Genomic DNA, 21,994 nt, shown 5'->3' with positions numbered 1-21,994 from the left:
GCCGACCGTACGCTTCCGGCCATGCCTGAGCACCCGTGGTTCGTCATCGAACCGGAGGACGACGAAGAGTTCGAGTTCACCGACGAGGAGCGCGCCTTCGCGGCCGCGCTGCGGGAGCGCACCGCCGGCTGGGCCGAGGCCCGTGTCGACGGAGACATCTTCCGGTCGGACGGCTGGGACTCGCTGGTCGCCTGCCTGTCCTTCGGCGACCCCGGGGCGCGCCGGCATCTGATCGACGTCGGCGTGCACTTCTACGGCGACCGGGTCCGCGGTGACCGTCTGCACAACCAGATGTTCACCCTGACCGACCGTCCCTCCGGCTGGGGTCTGGAGGCCACCGGCACCGTCGAGGAACTGGCCGACCGGTCGGCGCGGTGGTTCCGTACGGTGCTGGACAAGCCCGTCGTGCTCTACGTCTGGCTGAACGCCGACCGGTACGCCTACGCGGCACGGTTCGCCTACGCCGACGACGACCAGACGATCGGTCAGCTGTACCACAAGGACCTGGCCCCGGCGGGGCAGACGGAGGAGCTGATCGCGGCCGGCCATGTGCACGGCCGTGGCTGGATCCAGACCACCGGCCTGCCCACACCCTCGCTCTATCAGCACATCCGCGGTGATCTGGACAGGGCGGTCCTGCCGTCCGGGGTGCGGGCCGTCACGGAGCGCGGGCCGCTCGCTGGTGTCTGGTACGAGTAGCGCCCGCATCCGGACATGCAACGACGCCTGCCCGGCGTCCGGTCGGGGACAGTTGGGCAGGCGCCGTCAGTGTTCCGTACGCCGTTGTACGGGACGTCTTCAGGGGTGCCGTCAGACCGCCAGGGCGCGGTCCGTCGGGCGGATCGGGGCCGGCAGGTCGCTGGCACCGGTCAGGAAGCGGTCGACTCCGCGGGCGGCCGAGCGGCCCTCCGCGATCGCCCACACGATGAGGGACTGGCCGCGGCCGGCGTCACCGGCGACGAACACACCCGGCACGTTGGTCTGGAAGTCGGCGTCGCGGGCGATGTTACCGCGTTCGTCGAGGTCCAGGCCGAACTGCTCGACCAGGCCGTTCTCCCGGTCGGTGCCGGTGAAGCCCATGGCGAGGGTGACCAGCTGGGCCGGGATCTTGCGCTCGGTGCCCGGCTTGGAGGTCAGCTTGCCGTCGACGAACTCCACCTCGGTGAGGTGCAGCCACTGCACGTTGCCGTCCTCGTCGCCCTCGAAGTGGGTGGTGGAGACGGAGTAGACCCGCTCACCGCCCTCCTCGTGCGCGCTGGTGACCTTGTAGAGCATCGGGAAGGTCGGCCAGGGCTGGTTGACCGGGTGCCGCTCGTCGTTCGGGCGGGGCATGATCTCCAGCTGGGTGACGGAGGCCGCGCCCTGCCGGTGGGCGGTGCCCACGCAGTCCGCGCCGGTGTCACCGCCGCCGATCACGACGACGTGCTTGCCCTCGGCCGAGATCGGCGGGGTGACGTAGTCGCCCTCCTGGACCTTGTTCGCCAGGGGCAGGTACTCCATGGCCTGGTGGATGCCCTTGAGCTCACGGCCCGGCACCGGCAGGTCACGGGCGGTCGTGGCGCCGGCGGCGATCACGATCGCGTCGTACCGCTTCTTCAGGTCGGTCGCCTTGAGGTCGCGGCCGATCTCGATGCCGGTGCGGAAGCGGGTGCCCTCCGCGCGCATCTGCTCGATACGGCGGTTGATGTGCCGCTTCTCCATCTTGAACTCGGGGATGCCGTACCGCAGGAGGCCTCCGATGCGGTCCGCGCGCTCGTAGACGGCGACGGTGTGGCCGGCCCGGGTCAGCTGCTGGGCGGCGGCGAGACCCGCCGGGCCGGAGCCGATGACCGCGACCGTCTTGCCGGAGAGGCGCTCGGGGATCTGCGGGGCGACGTCCCCGGTCTCCCAGGCCTTGTCGATGATCGAGACCTCGACGTTCTTGATGGTGACCGGCGGCTGGTTGATGCCGAGCACGCACGCCGACTCACAGGGGGCCGGGCAGAGGCGACCGGTGAACTCCGGGAAGTTGTTGGTCGCGTGCAGGCGCTCCTGGGCGGCCGCCCAGTCCTCGCGGTAGGCGTAGTCGTTCCACTCGGGGATCAGGTTCCCCAGCGGACAGCCGTTGTGGCAGAACGGGATGCCGCAGTCCATGCACCGGCTGGCCTGCTTGCTGATGATCGGCAGCAGGGAGCCGGGGACGTAGACCTCGTTCCAGTCCTTGACCCGCTCGGCGACGGGGCGGGTCTTGGCGACCTCGCGGCCGTGGTTCAGGAAGCCCTTCGGGTCAGCCATTGATCGCCGCCTCCATCATCTTCTCGGTGATCTCGGTCTCGGTCAGACCGGCTCGCTCGGCGGCGTCCTTGGCGGCGAGCACTGCCTTGTACGTGCTGGGAATGATCTTGCTGAACCGCTCCACGGCCGCGTCCCAGTCGGCGAGCAGCTTCTCGGCGACCGTCGAGCCGGTCTCCTCGGCGTGGCGGCGCACCACGTCGTGCAGCCACTGCTTGTCCGTGTCGTCCAGCGCCTCCACCGACTCGACGTTGCCGACGTTGACGTTGTCGCGGTCGAGGTCGATGACGTAGGCGATGCCGCCGGACATGCCCGCCGCGAAGTTGCGGCCGGTCGGGCCGAGGACGACCGCGTGACCGCCGGTCATGTACTCGCAGCCGTGGTCGCCCACGCCCTCGGAGACGACCAGCGCGCCGGAGTTGCGGACGCAGAACCGCTCACCGGTACGGCCGCGCAGGAACAGCTCGCCGCCGGTGGCGCCGTAGGCGATGGTGTTGCCCGCGATGGTCGAGTACTCGGCGAGGTGGTCGGCCGCACGGTCCGGGCGGACGACGACCCGGCCACCCGAGAGGCCCTTGCCGACGTAGTCGTTGGCGTCGCCCTCCAGGCGCAGCGTGACACCGCGCGGCAGGAACGCGCCGAAGGACTGGCCGGCGGAGCCGGTGAAGGTGATGTCGATGGTGTCGTCGGGCAGGCCCGCGCCGCCGAACTTCTTGGTCACCTCGTGGCCGAGCATGGTGCCGACCGTGCGGTTGATGTTGCGGATGGCGACCTGGGCGCGCACCGGCTGCGCCTCGGTGGCGTCGTTCGCGGCCAGGGCGTCGGCGGCGAGCTTGATCAGCTCGTTGTCCAGCGCCTTCTCCAGGCCGTGGTCCTGCTCGACCACCTGGTGGCGCACCGCGCCCTCGGGCAGCTCGGGCACGTGGAACAGCGGCTCCAGGTCCAGGCCCTGCGCCTTCCAGTGGTCGACGGCGCGCTCGACGTCCAGCACCTCGGCGTGGCCGACGGCCTCCTCGATGGAGCGGAAGCCCAGCTCGGCCAGCAGCTCGCGGACCTCCTCGGCGATGAACTGGAAGAAGTTCACCACGTACTCGGCCTTGCCGGCGAAGCGGTCGCGCAGGGCCGGGTTCTGGGTGGCGATGCCGACCGGGCAGGTGTCCAGGTGGCAGACGCGCATCATCACGCAGCCGGAGACGACGAGCGGCGCGGTGGCGAAACCGAACTCCTCGGCGCCGAGCAGCGCGGCGATGACGACGTCACGGCCGGTCTTCAGCTGGCCGTCGGTCTGCACGACGATCCGGTCGCGCAGGCCGTTGAGCAGCAGCGTCTGCTGGGTCTCGGCGAGACCGAGCTCCCAGGGACCACCGGCGTGCTTCAGCGACGTCAGCGGGGAGGCACCCGTACCGCCGTCGTGGCCGGAGATCAGCACCACGTCCGCGTGCGCCTTGGAGACACCCGCGGCGACCGTGCCGACGCCGACCTCCGAGACCAGCTTGACGTGAATCCGCGCCTGCGGGTTCGCGTTCTTCAGGTCGTGGATCAGCTGGGCCAGGTCCTCGATGGAGTAGATGTCGTGGTGCGGCGGCGGCGAGATCAGACCGACACCCGGCGTCGAGTGACGGGTCTTCGCGACCCACGGGTAGACCTTGTGGCCGGGCAGCTGGCCGCCCTCGCCGGGCTTGGCGCCCTGGGCCATCTTGATCTGGATGTCGTCCGCGTTGACCAGGTACTCGGAGGTGACGCCGAAGCGGCCGGAGGCGACCTGCTTGATCGCCGAGCGGCGCGCCGGGTCGTACAGGCGCTCCGGGTCCTCGCCGCCCTCACCGGTGTTGGACTTGCCGCCCAGCTGGTTCATGGCGATGGCGAGGGTCTCGTGCGCCTCCTTGGAGATGGAGCCGTACGACATGGCGCCCGTCGAGAACCGCTTGACGATCTCGCTCGCCGGCTCCACCTCGTCGATGGAGATCGGGGCGCGGCCGGACTTGAAGCCGAACAGGCCGCGCAGCGTCATCAGGCGCTCGGACTGCTCGTTCACACGGGACGTGTACTTCTTGAAGATGTCGTACCGGCCCGTGCGCGTGGAGTGCTGCAGGCGGAAGACCGTCTCCGGGTCGAACAGGTGCGGCTCGCCCTCACGGCGCCACTGGTACTCGCCGCCGATCTCCAGCGCGCGGTGCGCCGGAGCGATGCCGGAGGCCGGGTAGGCCTTGGCGTGGCGGGCGGCGACCTCCTTGGCGATGACGTCGATGCCGACGCCGCCGATCTTGGTGGCGGTGCCGTTGAAGTACTTCTCCACGAAGGCCTCGTCCAGGCCGACGGCCTCGAAGACCTGGGCGCCGCGGTAGGAGGCGACGGTGGAGATGCCCATCTTGGACATGACCTTCAGGACGCCCTTGCCGAGGGCGTAGATCAGGTTCTTGATGGCCTTCTCGGGCTCCAGGCCATTGAGGAAGGTGCCGGCGCGCAGCAGGTCCTCGACGGACTCCATCGCCAGGTACGGGTTGACGGCGGCGGCGCCGTAACCGATCAGCAGGGCGACGTGGTGGACCTCGCGGACGTCACCGGCCTCGACCAGCAGGCCCACCTGGGTGCGCTGCTTGGTGCGGATGAGGTGGTGGTGGACGGCCGCGGTGAGCAGCAGCGACGGGATCGGCGCGTGCTCGGCGTCCGAGTGGCGGTCCGACAGGACGATCAGACGGGCGCCGTTCTCGATGGCGGCGTCGGCCTCGGCGCAGATCTCCTCGATGCGCGCGGCGAGGGCGTCACCACCGCCGGAGACCCGGTACAGGCCGGACAGGGTCGCGGCCTTGAAGCCGGGCATGTCGCCGTCGGCGTTGATGTGGATGAGCTTGGCCAGCTCGTCGTTGTCGATCACCGGGAAGGGCAGGGTGACCGAGCGGCAGGAGGCGGCCGTCGGCTCCAGCAGGTTGCCCTCGGGGCCCAGCGACGAGCGCAGGGAGGTGACCAGCTCCTCGCGGATGGCGTCCAGCGGCGGGTTGGTGACCTGCGCGAACAGCTGGGTGAAGTAGTCGAAGAGCAGCCGCGGGCGCTCGGAGAGCGCGGCGATCGGGCTGTCCGTGCCCATGGACCCGATCGGCTCGGCGCCGGCGCGGGCCATCGGCGCGAGGATGACGCGCAGCTCTTCCTCGGTGTAGCCGAAGGTCTGCTGGCGGCGGGTGACCGAGGCGTGGGTGTGGACGATGTGCTCGCGCTCGGGCAGGTCGCCCAGCTCGATCTCGCCGGCCTCCAGCCACTCGGCGTACGGCTTCTCGCCCGCGAGGGACGCCTTGATCTCGTCGTCCTCGATGATGCGGTGCTCGGCGGTGTCGACGAGGAACATCCTGCCGGGCTGCAGCCGGCCCTTGCGGACGACCTTGGCCGGGTCGATGTCCAGGACGCCGACCTCGGAGCCGAGGACGACGAGACCGTCGTCGGTGACCCAGTAGCGGCCCGGGCGCAGGCCGTTGCGGTCGAGTACGGCGCCGACCTGGGTGCCGTCGGTGAAGGTGACACAGGCGGGGCCGTCCCAGGGCTCCATCATCGTGGAGTGGAACTGGTAGAAGGCGCGCCGGGCCGGGTCCATGGAGTCGTGGTTCTCCCACGCCTCCGGGATCATCATCAGCACGGAGTGCGGCAGGGAACGGCCACCGAGGTGCAGCAGCTCCAGCACCTCGTCGAAGGAGGCGGAGTCGGAGGCGTCCGGCGTACAGACCGGGAAGATGCGGTCCAGCTTCTCCTGGGGGCCGAACAGGTCGGACACCAGCTGGGACTCGCGGGCACGCATCCAGTTCCGGTTGCCCTTGACGGTGTTGATCTCACCGTTGTGCGCGACGAAGCGGTAGGGGTGGGCGAGCGGCCACGACGGGAAGGTGTTCGTGGAGAACCGGGAGTGCACCAGCGCGACGGCCGACGCGAACCGGCGGTCGGACAGGTCCGGGAAGAAGGGCTCCAGCTGGCCGGTGGTCAGCATGCCCTTGTACACGATCGTGCGCGCGGAGAGCGACGGGAAGTAGACACCGACCTCGCGCTCGGCGCGCTTGCGCAGCACGAACGCCTTGCGGTCCAGCGCGATGCCCTCGCTGGCGCCGTCGGTCACGAAGACCTGCCGGAAGACCGGCATGGTGGAGCGGGCCGTGGCGCCCAGCAGCTCGGGGGCGACGGGAACCTCGCGCCAGCCGAGGACGGTCAGCCCTTCCTCGGTCGCGATCGTCTCGATCTTCGAGACGGCGTCGGCGGTCCCCTCCTCCGGCAGGAAGGCGATGCCTACCGCGTAGGAGCCGGCCGCGGGAAGGTCGAATCCGGCCACCTCGCGGAAGAAGGCGTCCGGCACCTGGGAGAGGATGCCGGCACCGTCGCCCGAGTCGGGCTCGGAGCCGGTGGCGCCGCGGTGTTCGAGGTTGCGCAGCACGGTGAGTGCCTGCTCCACCAGGGTGTGGGACGCCTCGCCGGTGAGGGTGGCGACGAAACCGACGCCGCAGGCGTCGTGCTCGTTGCGGGGGTCGTACATACCCTGCGCAGCAGGGCGAGCATCCATGAAGGACCAGTTCTGGCCATTCGCGGAGTGCTGGGACGGCTGGCGCGGCGTACGCATCGGCTCTCCCGTCGTCGTCATCAGGCATGTGGCAGGTGCCGAGGGACGACGTTGGCCCTCTGCGTGATCTCAAAATTTCGTGCAGGTTACATGATGGGGCGGTTCCCGGGAAGCGGATAGACCGTTCCAACATGCGGACGCCACGGGGTCCGTGGCGCGGGTGCCGCACGGGGGCGGCGGGGTGCCGCGCAGGGCGGCGATTGCCGCACGGGGGCGGCGAGTGCCGCACGGCGCACGGCGGGGCCGCGCGTGACGGCCGGGGCGCCGCACGGTCGCGGCGAACGTGTGAAGGGGACCGAACGGACCCGATCGGTCGGATCGGCATCCGGCGGCCCTATGGGAGGCGGGGGGAGCGTCGTCACTCACCCCGCGGGGTGCCACAGGCGTCATTGCCCACAGCGCTTACGGCTCATGCCCGGTGGTCACGCGGTCGAAACCAGCGAGTAACGGGCTTTCCTGGCTACTTATACGGCCCAACGCATAAGTACCGGCGTCGCTATCCTACGGCCGTTCCGAACAGGGTGCCCAGGGCGTACGTCACACCGGCCGCCGCACCGCCCAGCGCGAGCTGCCTCAGACCGCTGTACCACCAGCTCCGCGCGGTCACCTTGGCCACCACGGCACCGCAGCCGAAGAGACCGGCGAGGGCGAGCAGCACGGTGGGCCACAAGGCGGTCGCGCCGAGCAGGAACGGCAGCACGGGCAGCAGGGCGCCGAGGGCGAAGGACCCGAAGGAGGAGACGGCGGCGACCAGCGGCGAGGGCAGATCACCGGGGTCGATGCCCAGTTCCTCGCGGGCGTGGATCTCCAGAGCCTGCTCGGGATCCCTGGACAGCTGCCGCGCGACCTCGCGGGCCAGGTCCGGCTCCACGCCCCGGGCGACGTACAGCGCGGCGAGCTCGTCCTCCTCGTCCTGCGGGTGCTTGCGCAGCTCGCGGCGCTCGACGTCGAGCTCGGCCTCGACCAGCTCCCGCTGGGAGGCGACCGAGGTGTACTCACCGGCCGCCATGGAGAAGGCACCCGCCGCCAGTCCCGCGAGCCCGGTGATGACAATGGTCTGCTGGCTCACGGACCCGCCGGCCACACCGGTCATCAGGGCGAGGTTGGACACGAGTCCGTCCATGGCACCGAAGACGGCGGGCCGCAGCCACCCTCCGTTGACATCGCGGTGGGTGTGGTTGTCGCGGTGCGCTTCGTGGAGCGCGGCCTGGGTTTCGATGATGGCCATGCGGGCCCCCCGGGATAGCTTAGCCAAAGCTAACTTTGGACGAGTTCTACTTTTCGACGCCACCGAACCTACGCCCATTCCCCCCTCGCCGCCAGCAAGGAAAGGCTGGGCTAACCTGCGCCTTTACCCGGATTTGCTCATCCGTGCATGATCTTGCTCAGTTGCCAAGTGGGTGACTCGGACCCTGCCGGGGCTCTCGCGGCCGCGCGTGGTGGCACACATCCGCAAAGCGTCCCGTGGTCCCGCTGAAGGAGGCCGCCCATGGCATCGATCGCCTGCACTCCCCCGGTTCCGGCGCCCGACGACGCCGCCGGGCTGCGCGACCGGGCCCGCGGCGCGCTGCTCGGCCTGGCCGTCGGGGACGCGCTGGGGGCGCCCGCGGAGAACCTCAAGCCGTCCGAGATCCGCGCCCGCTGGGGCCGTATCACGGGCTACGTGACGGAGCGGCCGTGCGGTACGGACGACACCGAGTACGCGATCTTCTCGGGGCTGTTGCTCGCCCGGCACGGCTCGGCGCTGACTCCGGCCCATGTGGAGGCGGCCTGGCACGAGTGGATCGCCGACCGCGCCGAGGGCCCCTTCCGCGGCGCGGGGTTCAGCGAACGCGGCACGCTGGAGAACCTGCGCCGGGGCCTGGCCGCCCCCATCTCGGCCCAGCACCGGCACGCCTGGAGCGACGGCCTGGCCATGCGGGCGGCCCCCTTCGGCGTCTTCGCCGCCGGCCGCCCCGCCGAAGCGGCCCGCCTGGTGGCGATCGACGGTTCGGTCAGCCACGAGGGCGAGGGGATCTACGGCGGCCAGGCCGTCGCGGCGGGGGTGGCCGCGGCGATGACGGGCGCCCCGGTCGCGGTGGTGATCGCCTCCGCCCTCGCGGTCATCCCCGAGGACTCGTGGACGGCACGTTCCCTGCGCCGCGCGGTGGCCGTGTCCCACCTCGGCGAACGGGCGGTCCGTTCCGCGGTCGTCATCGGCGGCTACCCCTGGACCGACCTGGCCCCCGAGGCGGTCGCCCTCGCCTTCGGCGCGTACGCGGCGGCCGACGGCGACTTCGCGGAGGCGGTCCTCACCGCCGTCAACATGGGCCGCGACGCCGACACCACGGCGGCCGTGGCCGGCGCCCTGGCGGGCGCGACCCAGGGCAGCGCGGCGATTCCGGCCCACTGGTCAGCGGCGATCGGCCCGGTCCACGGCCGCTGCCTGCCCTCCATGGCGGGCCGCCACGTCCTGGAGGTGGCGGACCTCCTGGTCCCCGGCCCCACGACCATCCCACCGACCCCCCACCCCACCGAGCCCCGCCCACCCCTGCCCCCCACTTCGCACCCCACCGGGCCCCGCCCACCCCTCGCGCCCACCTCCCGACCAACCGAGCGCCCCGCACCTGTTCCGCCGACCTCCCAGACACCCCACCAAGCCACCCCGACCCCATTCTCGCCGAGCTCCCCATCTGTCGAACCACGGCCACCGCTCTCACTCACATCCCCACCGCCCACCGGCCGGCCAACCGAGCGCCCCGCACCTGTTCCGCCGACCTCCCAAGCACCCCGCCCCGCCACCTCCACCCCAATCTCGCCGACCTCCCCACCCCTCTCGCCCACCTCCCAGCCAACCGAGCGCCCCGCCTCTGTTCCCTCCACCTCCCCAGCCCACCGAGCCACCCCCACCCAGGTCGCATCGGCGTCCCAACTCGCCGAGTCACCCCCACCCCTCTCACCCGCCTCCCGGCCGACCGAGAAACCCCCACATCTCCCCACCACCCCCCAGCCGCCCGAACGCCCCGGCCCTGTTCCGTCCATCCGCCCAACCCGCCCGGCCACCGTCACCCAGGTCGGGCCGGCCTTCCGACCACCCGAACCATCCCCACCCCTGTCGTCCGCCTCTCGGCCGACCGAGTCGGGTGGGCGGGTGGGCGAGCGGGGGTCCAGGGGGCGGAGCCCCCTGGTCGGGGCGGACAGGGAGGGCCGGCCGTGAAACCCCGCCGGATCGAGGGCCTGTTGCTGGGCCTCGCCGCAGGCGACGCCGCCGGCTGGCCCGCCGCCCGGCACCGAGCCGCCCGCATGCCGGAGTGGACCCGCCGGCTGACCCGGGAACTGGACACGTTCGCCGAGCACAACGCGACCACCACACTTCCCGTGCCGATCGCCCTCAACCAACCGCCCGAACCCCTCCGCCTCGGCCCCTCCGACGACGCCGAGTGGGCTGCCTTCGCCGCGGAGGCGGTGCTGCGGGCCGGCGACGACGCCGCCCTCGGCGACCTCAGCCGGGAGCGCCGTACCCGCGCCGCCATCGACCTCACCTGGACCGCCGTGGCCGCGGAAGTCGCCGCCGCGGCGGACCGCGCCCCCGAGGTCGAGTCCGCCGTGCTCCCCCTGCGCGCCCGCATCTCCGTCCGCGCCGGCCTCGGCAACCTCGCCGCCGGTCTGCGCCCGCCCGCCACCGGCCACGACAACCCGCACTACTTCGACGACGCCGCCTGCGTCCGCGCCTGCGTGCTCGCCGTCGCCCACCCCGGCGACCCCGAACGCGCCGCCTCCCTCGCCGAGTTCGACGCCCGCTACACCCAGGACGGCGACGGCGTGCACGGCGCCCGAGCCATGGCCGCAGCCCTCTCGCTCGCCCTCGCCGACGCCGGCACGGACGCGTGTGTGACCGCCGCGCTCGCCGAACTCCCGCCCCACACCGAGATCGGCCGCAACGCCCGCCACGCGCTCGCCCTCGCCGAGGACAGCGACTCCGCCTTCGCCCTCGTCCCGCTCCTCGAGCACCAGATCGTCGACCACGTCTACAGCTACGGCATCGCCGCCGCGGAGACCGTGCCGGTCGCCCTCGCCCTGGCCACCGCGGCCGGCGGCCGTATCGCCGAGGCCGTGCCCGCCGCCGCGTGCCTGTCCCGGGTCGCCGACTCCGCCCCCGCGCTCGCGGGCGCCCTCACCGGAGCCCTCGGCGGCGGCGCGGCCGTCCCGCGGACCTGGCGGGACGCCTGCCGCACCCTGTCCGGCTGCGCCCTGCCCCGCCTCACCGGCACCGACCTGGTGGAACTCGCCGGACTCCTGGAAGCCGCGCAACCGGCCCACCCAGGAGGATGATTCGGGGCATGACGCCCAAGGAGTCCAAAGGACTCAAAGAAGAAGAAAGCGGCCGACCATCCCTGCTCGGCCTCGAGGAGAGGATCACCGGTGCCGTGGTCGGAGCCGCCGTCGGCGACGCCCTCGGCGGTGCGGTCGAGGGGTACTCCCCCGACCAGATCGCCGAGCGCCACGGCGGCCGGGTCCACGGCGTCGTCGGCCCCTGGCACGGCGACGCCTGGCGCACCGCCCGCCCCCTCGCCCCGTACCACAAGGGCGACGGCCACGTCACCGACGACACCCTGATGACCCACGCGCTGATCCGGGTGTACGACCGCGTCCGCGACCACCTCGACGCCTATGCGATCGCCGACCACCTGGTCCCGGACCTGATGACGAACCCGCGCTGGATCCCGGAACTGGAGGCCGAGGCGCTGCCGCTGCACCGCCTGTTCCTCGCCGAGAAGTGGCTCGTGGCCCGGCTGGCCCACGGCCACGCCGACCCCCGGGAGGCGGGCGTCGGCAACATCGTCAACTGCGGCGCGGCCATGTACATGGCCCCCGTCGGCCTGGTCAACGCGGCCGACCCGGCCGCCGCCTACGCCGAGGCGCTGGACATCGCCGGCGCACACCAGTCGTCGTACGGCCGGGAGGCGGCCGGTGTCCTCGCCGCGGCCGTCGCCGCCGCCGCGACCCCGGGCGCGAGCCCGGACTCGGTCGTCACCGCGTGCCTGTCCCTGGCGAAGGACGGCACGCGCGAGGCGGTCGAGAAGGTCTGCGAAGTGGCCGTACGGCATCGGGACTTCGAGTCGGCGCTACGGCCCCTGCGCGCGGCGGTGGCCCCGTACGACACGGTCGGCCCGGACTACCGCGCGCCCTCTCTCGGCGCCCGCCGCCCGTCCCGGCTGCACGCGATCGAGGAACTGCCCATCGCCCTCGGCATGGTGCTGGTGTCGGGCGGTGACTACCGGCACGCCGTGCTGGGCGCGGTCAACTACGGCCGCGACTGCGACTCGATCGCGACGATGGCCGGCGCGGTCGCGGGCGCGCTCGGCTCGCCCGTCCCGGAGGACTGGGCGAAGACGGTGGCGGAGGCCAGCCGCCTGGACCTGTGGGGGCCGGCCCGCACCCTCACCGAGGTGGCGCGGGAGGTCTTCCAGCGGGACGTGCGCCGGCGGCGCGCCCACGAGCGGGCGTTCACGGCCCTCGGAGGCACCGCATGCTCCGACTGACCTGGGTCCAGCCGGAGGACCTGCTCGGCCACGAACTCCGCCAGGCCCGCCTGGACGGCCGGGAGCCGTCGCGGATCGAGGCGAGATGGCGAGCGGCGGGCGGCCCGGACGCCCCGACCCGCGCGGGCGCGTCCGCTCACGGCGTCTCGCGGTATCTGCGCCTGCTGGCGGAAGACCTCCTGGACGAACTGGCCGACCTCCCCAGCGGCTTGTCCCACGACGAGCCGACGGAGCTGGCCCGTATCAAGTCCCTGTGCCCGGACTGGCCGGACCCGCCGGCCCGGGCAGGCGACGACCCCACCACGTCGGTGCCGACTCAGGAGGCCCTCGAAGCCGCCTGGCTCGGCCGGGCCATCGGCTGCCTGCTCGGCAAGCCGGTCGAGAAGCTGCCCCTCGACGGGATTCGCGCCCTCGCCCGGGCAACCGGCAACTGGCCCCTGACCTCGTACTTCACGGCGCGTGGGGTCCCGGGGGAGCTTCTTGCCGCGCATCCCTGGAACCGCCGCTCCGGGCCCACCTCCCTCGCCGAGAACATCGACGGCATGCCGGAGGACGACGACCTCGACTACCCCATCCTCAACCTGGTTCTCCTGCGCCGTCACGGAAGGACCTTCAGCACCGCGGACGTGGCCCGGCTCTGGCTGGACGAGCTCCCGCCCGGCCGTACCTTCACCGCCGAACGCGTCGCCTACCGCAACCTCCTCTCCGGCATCGAACCCCCGTACACGGCCCGTCACCGCAACCCCTTCCGCGAGTGGATCGGCGCCCGGATCCGCGCCGACGTGCACGGCTGGACCAATTCCGGCGACCCGGCCGCCGCCGCCGAGCAGGCGCACCGCGACGCGGTCCTCACCCACACCGCCAACGGCGTCTACGCGGCGATGTTCACGGCCGCCGTCATCGCCACCGCCGCCACCGGCACCGACGACGTGCACGCCTGTCTGCGCACCGGCCGGAGGGTGATCCCGCCCCGCTCCCGGCTCGCGCGGGCGATCGACCACGCCGTCCGGCTGGCCGAGTCCCACGAGGACTTCGACGACGTCGTGGACGCGCTCCACGCCCGCTACTCCCCCGCCCACCACTGGGTGCACGCCGTCCCCAACACCGCCCTGCTCACCGCCGCCCTCACGCACGCGGACGGCGACTTCACCGGCTCCATCTGCCGTGCGGTGTCGGGCGGCCTGGACACCGACTCCAACGGCGCCACGGCCGGCAGCATCGCCGGACTGCTCGCCGGCGGCCCCGCGGCCCTGCCCGACCGCTGGCGTGCCCCGCTGAAGAACCGGCTCGCCACCACCGTCGCCGACTTCGACGGCACCGGCTTCGACACCCTCGCCCATCTCACCCACCTGGAGGCGACCCGCCCATGACCCACATCGTCGTCCTCGGCAGCATCAACATGGACCTCGTCACCTATGTCGCCAAGGCCCCGCAGCGCGGCGAGACGGTGACGGGTCGGGAGTTCCACACGATCCCCGGCGGCAAGGGGGCCAACCAGGCGATCGCCGCGGCCCGCGCGGGCGCCACGGTCTCGATGATCGGCGCGGTCGGCAACGACGCCTTCGGCCTGCGGCTGCGCGACACCCTCGAACACTCCGGTGTCGACACCGACTTCCTGCGGACGGTCGAGGGCCCGTCCGGCACCGCGCACATCGTGGTGGACGACGAGGGCGCCAACTCCATCGTCGTCATCCCCGGCGCGAACGGCACCGTCGACCACCTCTCCCCCGGCGACGAGGGTGTGATCGCCTCCGCCGACGCCCTGCTGCTACAGCTGGAGATCCCGCTGCGCGCGGTCGTCCTGGGCGCTCAGGCGGCGCGCCGGCACGGGGTCCGTACGGTGCTCACCCCGTCGCCCGCCCAGCCGCTGCCGCCCGAACTCCTCGACGCCACCGACCTGTTGGTGGCCAACGAGTACGAGGCCGTCACCCTCACCGGCCGCACCGACCCGCGCGAGGCCGCCGCCGCCCTGCTGGAGGTGGTGCCGGAGGTCGTCGTCACCCTGGGCGCCACGGGCAGCCTCTGTCTGACCCGCGGCACCGAGCCGCTGGTGATCCCGGCACCGAAGGTGACCGCCGTCGACTCCACGGGCGCCGGTGACACCTTCGTGGGCACGCTCGCGGTGGCCCTCGCCGAGGAGAAACCGGTGCGGGAGGCCCTGTCCTGGGCGGCGGCCGCCGCGGCGATCTCCGTCCAGCGGGCGGGGGCGTCGGCATCGATGCCGTACCGCCCGGAGATCGACGCGCAGTTCACCGCATGAGGTACCCCATGACGTATTCCATGAGGTACTCCGCATGAGTACGACGACTGCGCCCCTGACCGGTCTGCGGGTGCTGGACCTCGCGACCCTCTTCGCCGGTCCGCTGGCCGCCACCCTGCTCGGCGACTTCGGCGCCGAGGTGATCAAGATCGAGCATCCGGAGCGGCCCGACCCCTGTCGTGGGCACGGCCCGGCCAAGCACGGTGTCGGCCTGTGGTGGAAGGTGCTCGGCCGCAACAAGCGGACCGTCACCCTGGACCTGTCCAGGCCCGGCGGCCGTGCCGTCCTGCTCCGGCTCGCCGCCACCGCCGACGTCGTGATCGAGAACTTCCGCCCGGGCACCCTGGAGCGGTGGGAGCTGGGCTGGGCGGAGCTGGCGGCCGCCAACCCCCGGCTGGTCCTCGCCCGGGTGACGGCCTTCGGGCAGTTCGGGCCGTACGCACACCGCCCCGGCTTCGGCACCCTCGCCGAGGCGATGAGCGGCTTCGCCGCGATCACCGGCGAACCGGACGCGCCGCCCACGCTGCCGCCCTTCGGGCTCGCCGACTCGGTCGCGGGCCTGGCGACCGCCTACGCCATGCTCACCGCGCTGGCCGCGCGGGAGCGCACCGGTGCCGGGCAGGTCGTCGACATGGCGATCATCGAGCCGATCCTGGCGGTCCTCGGCCCGCATCCCACCTGGTACGACCAGCTCGGTCACGTGCAGGAACGCACCGGCAACCGCTCCTCGAACAACGCCCCGCGCAACACCTACCGCACCGCCGACGGCCACTGGGTCGCCGTCTCCACCTCCGCGCAGTCGGTCGCGGAGCGGGTGATGCGCCTGGTGGGCCGCCCGGAGCTGATCGAGGAACCGTGGTTCGCCACCGGCGCCGACCGCGCCGCCCACGCCGACGTCCTGGACCGGGCGGTCGGCTCCTGGATCGCCGCCCGCACCCGTGCCGAGGTCCTCGCGGCCTTCGAGAAGGCGGAGGCGGCGGTGGCCCCGGTGCAGGACGTGCGGGACGTGCTGGCCGACCCGCAGTACCAGGCGCTGGGCACGGTCACCACGGTCGACGACCCCGAGCTGGGCCCGCTGCGGATGCAGAACGTCCTCTTCCGGCTCTCCGCGACGCCCGGCGCGATCCGCTGGGCCGGGCGCCCGCACGGCGCCGACACCGAGGCCGTGCTCACCGAGCTGGGCCTCACCCCCGCCGAACTGCGCGCCCTGCGCGAGGAGGGCGCCCTGTGACCCCGCACCCGCTGACCTGGCTCTACGTCCCCGGCGACCGGCCGCCCGTGGTGGCCAAGGCGCTCGCCGCGGGCGCCGACGTGGTGGTGATCGACCTGGAGGACGCCGTCGCCCCGGACCGCAAGCAGTACGCCCGCGCGGCCACGGCCGAGCTCCTCACCGACCCTCCGCCGGTCCCGGTCCACGTCCGCGTCAACGCGCTGGACAGCCCCTGGTCCGCCGGGGACCTGGCCGCCCTGGCGGCACTTCCCGGCCTGGCGGGCCTGCGGCTGCCCAAGGTGACCGCGCCGGCCGAGATCAGGCAGGTCGCCGCGGCCACCCCCGTGCCGCTGTACGCCCTGCTGGAGACGGCCCTCGGCATCGAGCAGGCCTACGCCGTCGCCACCGCACACCCGGCCCTGCGGGGCATCGCCCTCGGCGAGGCGGACCTGCGGGCGGACCTGGGGGTGCGGGCCGACGCGGGCCTGGACTGGCCGCGCTCCCGGGTGATCGTCGCCGCCCGCGCGGCCGGCCTCGCGCCACCGCCCCAGTCGGTCCATCCCGACATCCGCGACCTGGACGGCCTCGCCGCCTCCTGTGCCCACGGCCGCTCCCTGGGCTTCTTCGGCCGCGCCGCCATCCACCCCCGGCAGCTGCCGGTGATCGAACGCGCCTACCTGCCCACCCCGGCGGAGCTCGAACACGCCGAAACGGTGCTGAAGGCGGCAACCGCGCAAGAGGGCGCCCAGGCCCTCCCCGACGGCCGCTTCATCGACGCGGCGGCGGTGACGCTGGCCCGGCGCACCATGTCGCTGGCGCGCAGGAACTAGTTGTGCCGCCGCGACCAGTCGCCCGCATACGCCGAGGGCGCCCGGATCCGAATTCCGGGCGCCCTCAGGCCGTACAACCTGCCGTCAGCTCTTCTTGGTCGCCGACTCGGCCTCGTCCTCGGCCTCCGCGTCAGAAGGCTCTGGCACATCGGAAGGCCCGGGCACATCGGAAGGCTCGGCCTTGTCCTGCACCTCGGCGGCGGCTTCCGGCTCGTCACCGGCCACCTCGGAAACGGCCGCGGGCTCAACCACGGCTTCCCTGCCGGGCCGCTTCCTGGCCGACACCACGATGTACGTCACCGCCAGCAGGAAGACGATCAGCGCGGTCCAGTCGTTCAGGCGGAGGCCCAGGATGTGGTGGGCGTCGTCCACGCGCATGTACTCGATCCACCCTCGGCCCACGCAGTACGCGGCGACGTACAGGGCGAACGCCCGGCCATGGCCCAGCGTGAAGCGGCGGTCGGCCCAGATGACCAGGAGGGCCACGCCTATGCACCACAGCGACTCGTACAGGAAGGTCGGGTGGTAGTAGCCCGGCACCCGGCCGCCCTCGGAGGAGGTGATGTGCAGCGCCCAGGGAACATGCGTCTCACGGCCGTACAGCTCCTGGTTGAACCAGTTGCCCCAGCGGCCGATGGCCTGCGCGAACGCGATGCCGGGCGCGACGGCGTCGGCGTACGCCGGCATCGGGACGCCCCGGCGCCGCGCGCCGATCCACGCGCCGAGCGCGCCGAGCGCGATCGCGCCCCAGATGCCCAGGCCGCCCTGCCACACCTTGAAGGCGTCCACCCAGTCACGGCCCGGGCTGAAGTACAGCTCGTAGTCCGTGATCACGTGGTACAGCCGACCGCCGACCAGACCGAACGGCACCGCCCAGACCGCGATGTCGGCGACCGTGCCGGCCCGCCCGCCACGGGCGATCCAGCGCTTGTTGCCGAGCCAGACGGCGACGAAGACGCCGATGATGATGCAGAAGGCGTAGCCGCGCAGCGGGATCGGGCCGAGATACAGCACCCCGCGCGACGGGCTGGGAATGTAGGCAAGTTCCATGGCAAGTCCGACGCTACCCTGCCGGGCCGTGGTGACGGCAAGCAGCCCGGCTACGGGTCCATAACGGGGGCGTGAGAAAAACGGACGGCGGGGGAAGATCCCTTACCCGCGGTCGGCCGCCTCCACCATCTGCTTGAGCTTGGCCGGGGTCAGGGTCTGGTCCTGGTAGATGTTCTTCCCGCCGAGCAGGACCGTGGGCGTGGAGCTGAAGCCGCCGGTCTGGAAGGCCTTGTTGGACTTGTTCACCCAGCTGTCGTGGGTGCCGCCCTTGACGCACTTCTGGAAGGCGGGGGTGTCGAGGCCCTTCACCTTGCCTGCCAGCTGGATCAGCTTGTCGTTGTTCGCGAAGGCGTCGTCGGTCTCCTTGGGCTGGTTCGCGTACAGCACGTCGTGGTAGTCGCGGAACCTTCCGGTGTCCTGGGCGCAGGCGCCTGCGTTGCCCGCGCGCAGGGAGCCGGTGCCGCCGAGGTTGCCGTCGATCAGCCGGACCAGGTGGTACTCGATTCTGAGCTTGCCGGCGTCGGTCAGCTGATGCAGCGTGGGCCGGTACGCCGTCTCGAACATCTGGCAGGCCGGGCAGCGGAAGTCCTCCCAGATGGTGAGCGTCGACTTGGCGCCGTCCTTGCCGACCGGGACCGCCAGACTGTCCTTGCCCTGCGCGCCGGAGGGCGCCACGACCGGGCCCGAGCTGCTTGCCTTCTTGCCCGAGTTCGCGGCGAGCACGCCGATCACCGCCGCCAGGCCCAGGACACAGACGACGCTCGCACTCACGATCAGCGTGCGCCGTCGCCTGTCAGCGGCCTTCTGCTTCTCGCGCTCGACCGCCAGCCGCTCCCGTGCGGTGCGCTTTCCGTCATGGTTCTTCTCGCTCACACCCCCAGAACGAACCGGGGAGGCGCAGCGCGCCTCCCCGGCCGGAGGTCCACTCGTTCGAGTGACCGAATGTTCTGAGCGAATTGTCTGACTGGGATTGTGACCTGCGGTTACGCCTGCCCGCGCACGCCCTTCGCCAGCTCCTGGGCGAGCTCGCGGACCGCCGCCACGCCGGCTGTGTGGTCCGGGGCGTCCAGCATCCGCTTCACGAAGGCCGAGCCGACGATGACTCCGTCGGCGAAGCCGGCGACCTCGGCGGCCTGAGCGCCGTTCGAGACCCCGAGACCGACGCAGACGGGCAGCTCGGTGCCGGTGGCGCGGGTGCGCTCGACCAGGTCCTGGGCCTGCGCGCCGACGGATTCGCGGGTGCCGGTGACGCCCATCAGGGAGGCCGCGTAGACGAAGCCGCTGCCCGCCGCGGTGATCTTCGCCAGCCGCTCGTCCTTGCTGCTCGGCGCCACCACGAACACGGTGGCGAGGCCGTGCTTCTCGGCGTGCTCCCGCCACAGCGCCGACTCCTGGACGGGCAGGTCGGGCAGGATGCAGCCCGCGCCGCCCGCCTCGGCCAGCTCGGCGGTGAACCGCTCGACGCCGTAGCGGTCGATGGGGTTCCAGTACGTCATGACGAGTACGGGCTTGCCGGTCGCCGCGTAGGCCTCGCGAACCGTGCGCATGACATCGGCGATCCTGACCCCGCCGCGCAGGGCGATGTCGTCGGCGGTCTGGATGACCGGGCCGTCGAGGACGGGGTCGCTGTGCGGCAGGCCGACCTCGACGACGTCCGCCCCGCCGTCGAAGACGGCCTTGATCGCCTCGATGCCGCCGTCCACGGTCGGGAACCCGGCCGGGAGGTAGGCGATGAGCGCGGACCGGCCCTCGGCCTTGGCGGCGGCCAGGGTGTCCGACAGCAGTTGGCTCTTCCCGCTCACTTGGCGTCCCCCTCGATCTCGGCGGTGTCGGCTTCGTCGGCGGCCACCTCGGCGTCGGTGTCGTACAGGCCGAAGTAGCGGGCGGCGGTGTCCATGTCCTTGTCGCCGCGGCCGGACAGGTTGACGACGATCAGCCCGTCCCTGCCCAGCTCCTTGCCGACCTCCAGGGCGCCGGCGAGGGCGTGGGCGCTCTCGATGGCCGGGATGATGCCCTCGGTGCGGGAGAGCAGACGCAGCGCCTGCATGGCCGCGTCGTCGGTGACCGCGCGGTACTCACCGCGGCCGGAGTCCTTCAGGTAGGAGTGCTCGGGGCCGATGCCCGGGTAGTCCAGACCGGCCGAGATGGAGTAGGGCTCGGTGATCTGGCCCTCGTCGTCCTGCAGGACGTAGGAGCGGGAGCCGTGCAGGATGCCCGGCTCGCCCGCGGTCAGCGTGGCCGCGTGCTCGCCGGTCTCGATGCCGTGCCCGGCGGGCTCGCAGCCGATGAGGCGGACGCCCTCGTCGGGGATGAAGGCGTGGAAGAGGCCGATGGCGTTGGAGCCGCCGCCGACGCAGGCGATCGCGGCGTCGGGGAGGCGTCCGGCGCGTTCCAGCAGCTGGCGGCGGGCCTCGACGCCGATGACCCGGTGGAAGTCGCGGACCATGGCCGGGAAGGGGTGCGGGCCGGCGACCGTACCGAACAGGTAGTGGGTGTGGTCGACGTTCGCGACCCAGTCGCGGAACGCCTCGTTGATGGCGTCCTTCAGGGTGCGGCTGCCGGACTTCACGGAGACGACCTCGGCGCCGAGCATGCGCATGCGGGCCACGTTCAGGGCCTGGCGCCTGGTGTCGACCTCGCCCATGTAGATGGTGCAGTCGAGGCCGAACAGGGCACAGGCGGTGGCGGTCGCGACGCCATGCTGACCGGCGCCGGTCTCCGCGATCACGCGCGTCTTGCCCATCCGCTTGGTGAGCAGCGCCTGGCCGAGGACGTTGTTGATCTTGTGGGAGCCGGTGTGGTTGAGGTCTTCGCGCTTCAGGAACACACGGGCGCCTCCGGCGTGTTCGGCGAAGCGGGGTACCTCGGTGAGCGCCGAGGGGCGGCCGGTGTAGTTGACCATCAGGTCGTCGAGCTCTCGGGCGAACTCGGGGTCCTGCTTGGCCTTGTCGTACTCGACGGCGACCTCGTCCACGGCGGCGACGAGGGCCTCCGGGATGAACTTGCCGCCGAATACCCCGAAGTAGCCTTCGGGGCTGGGGACTTGACCCTCCGGGTCGGGGTGGAAGAAGGTGCTGGGCATGCCGAAACCTCACGGTGAGTGCGTGTGAAAAGACACTATTCGCCGTGGGGGCGGGGATTTGTCTGTTGGCTGCGAGCCGTCAGTGGTTTCTCGCGCAGTTCCCCGCGCCCCTTAGGTTGGCTGCTGCCATCGCATGCCGTTGACTTGCCCGGGCTCATCACCGATGACATAACGCACTCTGCGACCGTGGACACGCCTCGCCGGGGCGCGGCAGCCCCTCGGGCGGCAGCCGCGCGCGAGGCGGGCGTACCGGTCCACGGTCGTCATGGTGAGAGTCATCAAGGTCAGCTTAGCGGTGATCAGCTCCGGCCGTGCCGCAAAGCGGGGTGTTCACCCGCGGCGACCAGGTCGGCGACGGCGGTCTTGGGGTCGCGCCCGGTGACCAGGGACTCGCCGACCAGGACCGCGTCGGCGCCGGCGTTGGCGTAGGCGATCAGGTCGTGCGGGCCGCGGACACCGGACTCGGCGACCTTGACGATGTGGTCGGGGATCTCCGGCGCGACCCGCTCGAACGTGCCGCGGTCGACCTCCAGCGTCTTCAGGTTGCGCGCGTTGACACCGATGACCTTGGCACCCGCGTCCACGGCCCGCTCGACCTCGTCCTCGTCGTGCACCTCGACGAGCGGGGTGAGCCCGATCGACACCGCGCGCTCGATCAGCGACTCCAGGGCCGGCTGGTCCAGGGCGGCCACGATCAGCAGCGCGAGGTCGGCGCCGTACGCCCGGGCCTCCCACAGCTGGTACGACGTGACGATGAAGTCCTTGCGGAGCACCGGGATGTCCACGCGCGCGCGGACGGCCTCCAGGTCGGCCAGCGAGCCGCCGAAGCGGCGCTGTTCGGTGAGGACGGAGATGACGGCCGCGCCGCCCGCCTCGTAGTCCGCGGCGAGTCCGGCCGGGTCGGCGATCGCCGCCAGCGCGCCCTTGGAGGGGCTGGAGCGCTTGACCTCGCAGATCACCTTCACGCCGTCGCCCTTGAGCGCGGCCACCCCGTCCTTGGCGGCGGGAGCCTTGGCCGCGCGCTCCTTGAGCTCGTCGAGGCTGACGCGTGCCTGCCGCTCCGCGAGGTCGGCACGGACTCCGTCGATGATCTCGTCGAGCACACTCACGCGAGCGGCCCCCTTTCAGACGGTGGTTCCTTAAGGTTCTGAAAACCCAGGTTTTGAAAACCCGTGGTC

Annotated in this window: 16 protein-coding genes and 1 pseudogene; 8 read left to right on the top strand and 9 right to left on the bottom strand. The window is 72.2% G+C overall.

The features are described from left to right. The first annotated feature begins 21 nt into the window (after positions 1–21). A complete protein-coding gene (locus FB563_RS24520; protein ID WP_055705276.1) occupies positions 22–699 on the top strand; it encodes a hypothetical protein in 678 nt (225 codons plus the stop codon). 111 nt (positions 700–810) lie between these two features. Here the strand turns inward: FB563_RS24520 and FB563_RS24515 are convergent, their stop codons facing one another. The 3 genes from FB563_RS24515 to FB563_RS24505 all read right to left on the bottom strand — a co-directional run bounded on the left by FB563_RS24515 (position 811) and on the right by FB563_RS24505 (position 8,090). Beyond that, complete coding sequence (locus tag FB563_RS24515) at positions 811–2,274, bottom strand: glutamate synthase subunit beta (RefSeq protein ID WP_055705277.1); 1,464 nt, start codon at positions 2,272–2,274, stop codon at positions 811–813. Beyond that, the gene (gltB, locus tag FB563_RS24510) at positions 2,267–6,862 is read right to left on the bottom strand and encodes a glutamate synthase large subunit (RefSeq protein WP_199832767.1); all 4,596 of its coding nucleotides are present in this window, start codon (positions 6,860–6,862) and stop codon (positions 2,267–2,269) included. Before gltB ends, FB563_RS24515 begins: the two co-directional genes overlap by 8 nt. 496 nt (positions 6,863–7,358) lie before the next feature. After that, positions 7,359–8,090, bottom strand: coding sequence for a VIT1/CCC1 transporter family protein (locus FB563_RS24505; RefSeq protein WP_055705279.1), 732 nt, complete (start codon positions 8,088–8,090; stop codon positions 7,359–7,361). A gap of 261 nt (positions 8,091–8,351) precedes the next feature. On the opposite strand from FB563_RS24505, the pseudogene FB563_RS45235 reads away from it, so the two are divergent. From FB563_RS45235 to FB563_RS24470, 7 genes and pseudogenes are all read left to right on the top strand, one after another. Beyond that, positions 8,352–9,342, top strand: a pseudogene (locus FB563_RS45235) (ADP-ribosylglycohydrolase family protein); the annotation flags it as partial. 712 nt (positions 9,343–10,054) lie between these two features. Next, complete coding sequence (locus tag FB563_RS24495; RefSeq protein ID WP_063797130.1) at positions 10,055–11,173, top strand: ADP-ribosylglycohydrolase family protein; 1,119 nt, start codon at positions 10,055–10,057, stop codon at positions 11,171–11,173. An 8-nt stretch (positions 11,174–11,181) separates the two neighbouring features. After that, positions 11,182–12,384 carry an ADP-ribosylglycohydrolase family protein gene (locus FB563_RS24490; RefSeq protein WP_055708908.1) on the top strand — a complete coding sequence of 401 codons (1,203 nt, stop codon included), beginning with the start codon at positions 11,182–11,184 and terminating at the stop codon, positions 12,382–12,384. After that, positions 12,372–13,754: an ADP-ribosylglycohydrolase family protein gene (locus tag FB563_RS24485; protein ID WP_055708907.1), complete on the top strand. Its 1,383-nt coding sequence runs from the start codon at positions 12,372–12,374 to the stop codon at positions 13,752–13,754. The genes FB563_RS24490 and FB563_RS24485 overlap by 13 nt, the downstream gene beginning before the upstream one ends. Next, positions 13,751–14,644, top strand: coding sequence for a ribokinase (gene rbsK / locus FB563_RS24480; RefSeq protein WP_055708906.1), 894 nt, complete (start codon positions 13,751–13,753; stop codon positions 14,642–14,644). The genes FB563_RS24485 and rbsK overlap by 4 nt, the downstream gene beginning before the upstream one ends. A 34-nt stretch (positions 14,645–14,678) precedes the next feature. Continuing rightward, positions 14,679–15,875: a CaiB/BaiF CoA transferase family protein gene (locus FB563_RS24475; protein ID WP_199832959.1), complete on the top strand. Its 1,197-nt coding sequence runs from the start codon at positions 14,679–14,681 to the stop codon at positions 15,873–15,875. Beyond that, entirely contained in the window at positions 15,872–16,684 is an 813-nt protein-coding gene (locus FB563_RS24470) for an HpcH/HpaI aldolase/citrate lyase family protein (RefSeq protein ID WP_055708905.1), read from the top strand. Before FB563_RS24475 ends, FB563_RS24470 begins: the two co-directional genes overlap by 4 nt. Before the next feature lie 84 nt (positions 16,685–16,768). On the opposite strand, the gene lgt is transcribed toward FB563_RS24470, so the two are convergent. From lgt to trpC, 6 genes are all read right to left on the bottom strand, one after another. Continuing rightward, positions 16,769–17,734 carry a prolipoprotein diacylglyceryl transferase gene (gene lgt, locus FB563_RS24465; protein ID WP_055708904.1) on the bottom strand — a complete coding sequence of 322 codons (966 nt, stop codon included), beginning with the start codon at positions 17,732–17,734 and terminating at the stop codon, positions 16,769–16,771. A 102-nt stretch (positions 17,735–17,836) separates the two neighbouring features. Beyond that, the gene (locus tag FB563_RS24460; RefSeq protein WP_055708903.1) at positions 17,837–18,607 is read right to left on the bottom strand and encodes a DsbA family protein; all 771 of its coding nucleotides are present in this window, start codon (positions 18,605–18,607) and stop codon (positions 17,837–17,839) included. A 110-nt stretch (positions 18,608–18,717) separates the two neighbouring features. Next, a complete protein-coding gene (gene trpA, locus FB563_RS24455; RefSeq protein WP_055708902.1) occupies positions 18,718–19,536 on the bottom strand; it encodes a tryptophan synthase subunit alpha in 819 nt (272 codons plus the stop codon). Next, the gene (gene trpB / locus FB563_RS24450) at positions 19,533–20,816 is read right to left on the bottom strand and encodes a tryptophan synthase subunit beta (RefSeq protein ID WP_055708901.1); all 1,284 of its coding nucleotides are present in this window, start codon (positions 20,814–20,816) and stop codon (positions 19,533–19,535) included. The genes trpA and trpB overlap by 4 nt, the downstream gene beginning before the upstream one ends. Positions 20,817–20,927: 111 nt before the next feature. After that, entirely contained in the window at positions 20,928–21,095 is a 168-nt protein-coding gene (gene trpM / locus FB563_RS45495; protein ID WP_411573214.1) for a tryptophan biosynthesis modulator TrpM, read from the bottom strand. A 20-nt stretch (positions 21,096–21,115) separates the two neighbouring features. Next, positions 21,116–21,925 carry an indole-3-glycerol phosphate synthase TrpC gene (gene trpC / locus FB563_RS24445; protein ID WP_055708900.1) on the bottom strand — a complete coding sequence of 270 codons (810 nt, stop codon included), beginning with the start codon at positions 21,923–21,925 and terminating at the stop codon, positions 21,116–21,118. Positions 21,926–21,994 lie beyond the last annotated feature (69 nt).

It is taken from the genome of Streptomyces puniciscabiei (genome assembly GCF_006715785.1).
Classification (GTDB): Bacteria; Actinomycetota; Actinomycetes; order Streptomycetales; family Streptomycetaceae; genus Streptomyces; species Streptomyces puniciscabiei.
This window is presented reverse-complemented; position numbering and strand designations above follow the sequence as displayed.

Coding starts and splice junctions, on each gene's coding strand:
- FB563_RS24520 (WP_055705276.1), top strand. CDS start 22: ATGCCTGAGCACCCGTGGTTCGTCATCGAACCGGAGGACGACGAAGAG.
- FB563_RS24515 (WP_055705277.1), bottom strand. CDS start 2,274: ATGGCTGACCCGAAGGGCTTCCTGAACCACGGCCGCGAGGTCGCCAAG.
- gltB (WP_199832767.1), bottom strand. CDS start 6,862: ATGCGTACGCCGCGCCAGCCGTCCCAGCACTCCGCGAATGGCCAGAAC.
- FB563_RS24505 (WP_055705279.1), bottom strand. CDS start 8,090: ATGGCCATCATCGAAACCCAGGCCGCGCTCCACGAAGCGCACCGCGAC.
- FB563_RS24490 (WP_055708908.1), top strand. CDS start 11,182: ATGACGCCCAAGGAGTCCAAAGGACTCAAAGAAGAAGAAAGCGGCCGA.
- FB563_RS24485 (WP_055708907.1), top strand. CDS start 12,372: ATGCTCCGACTGACCTGGGTCCAGCCGGAGGACCTGCTCGGCCACGAA.
- rbsK (WP_055708906.1), top strand. CDS start 13,751: ATGACCCACATCGTCGTCCTCGGCAGCATCAACATGGACCTCGTCACC.
- FB563_RS24475 (WP_199832959.1), top strand. CDS start 14,679: ATGAGTACGACGACTGCGCCCCTGACCGGTCTGCGGGTGCTGGACCTC.
- lgt (WP_055708904.1), bottom strand. CDS start 17,734: ATGGAACTTGCCTACATTCCCAGCCCGTCGCGCGGGGTGCTGTATCTC.
- trpB (WP_055708901.1), bottom strand. CDS start 20,816: ATGCCCAGCACCTTCTTCCACCCCGACCCGGAGGGTCAAGTCCCCAGC.
- trpM (WP_411573214.1), bottom strand. CDS start 21,095: ATGACTCTCACCATGACGACCGTGGACCGGTACGCCCGCCTCGCGCGC.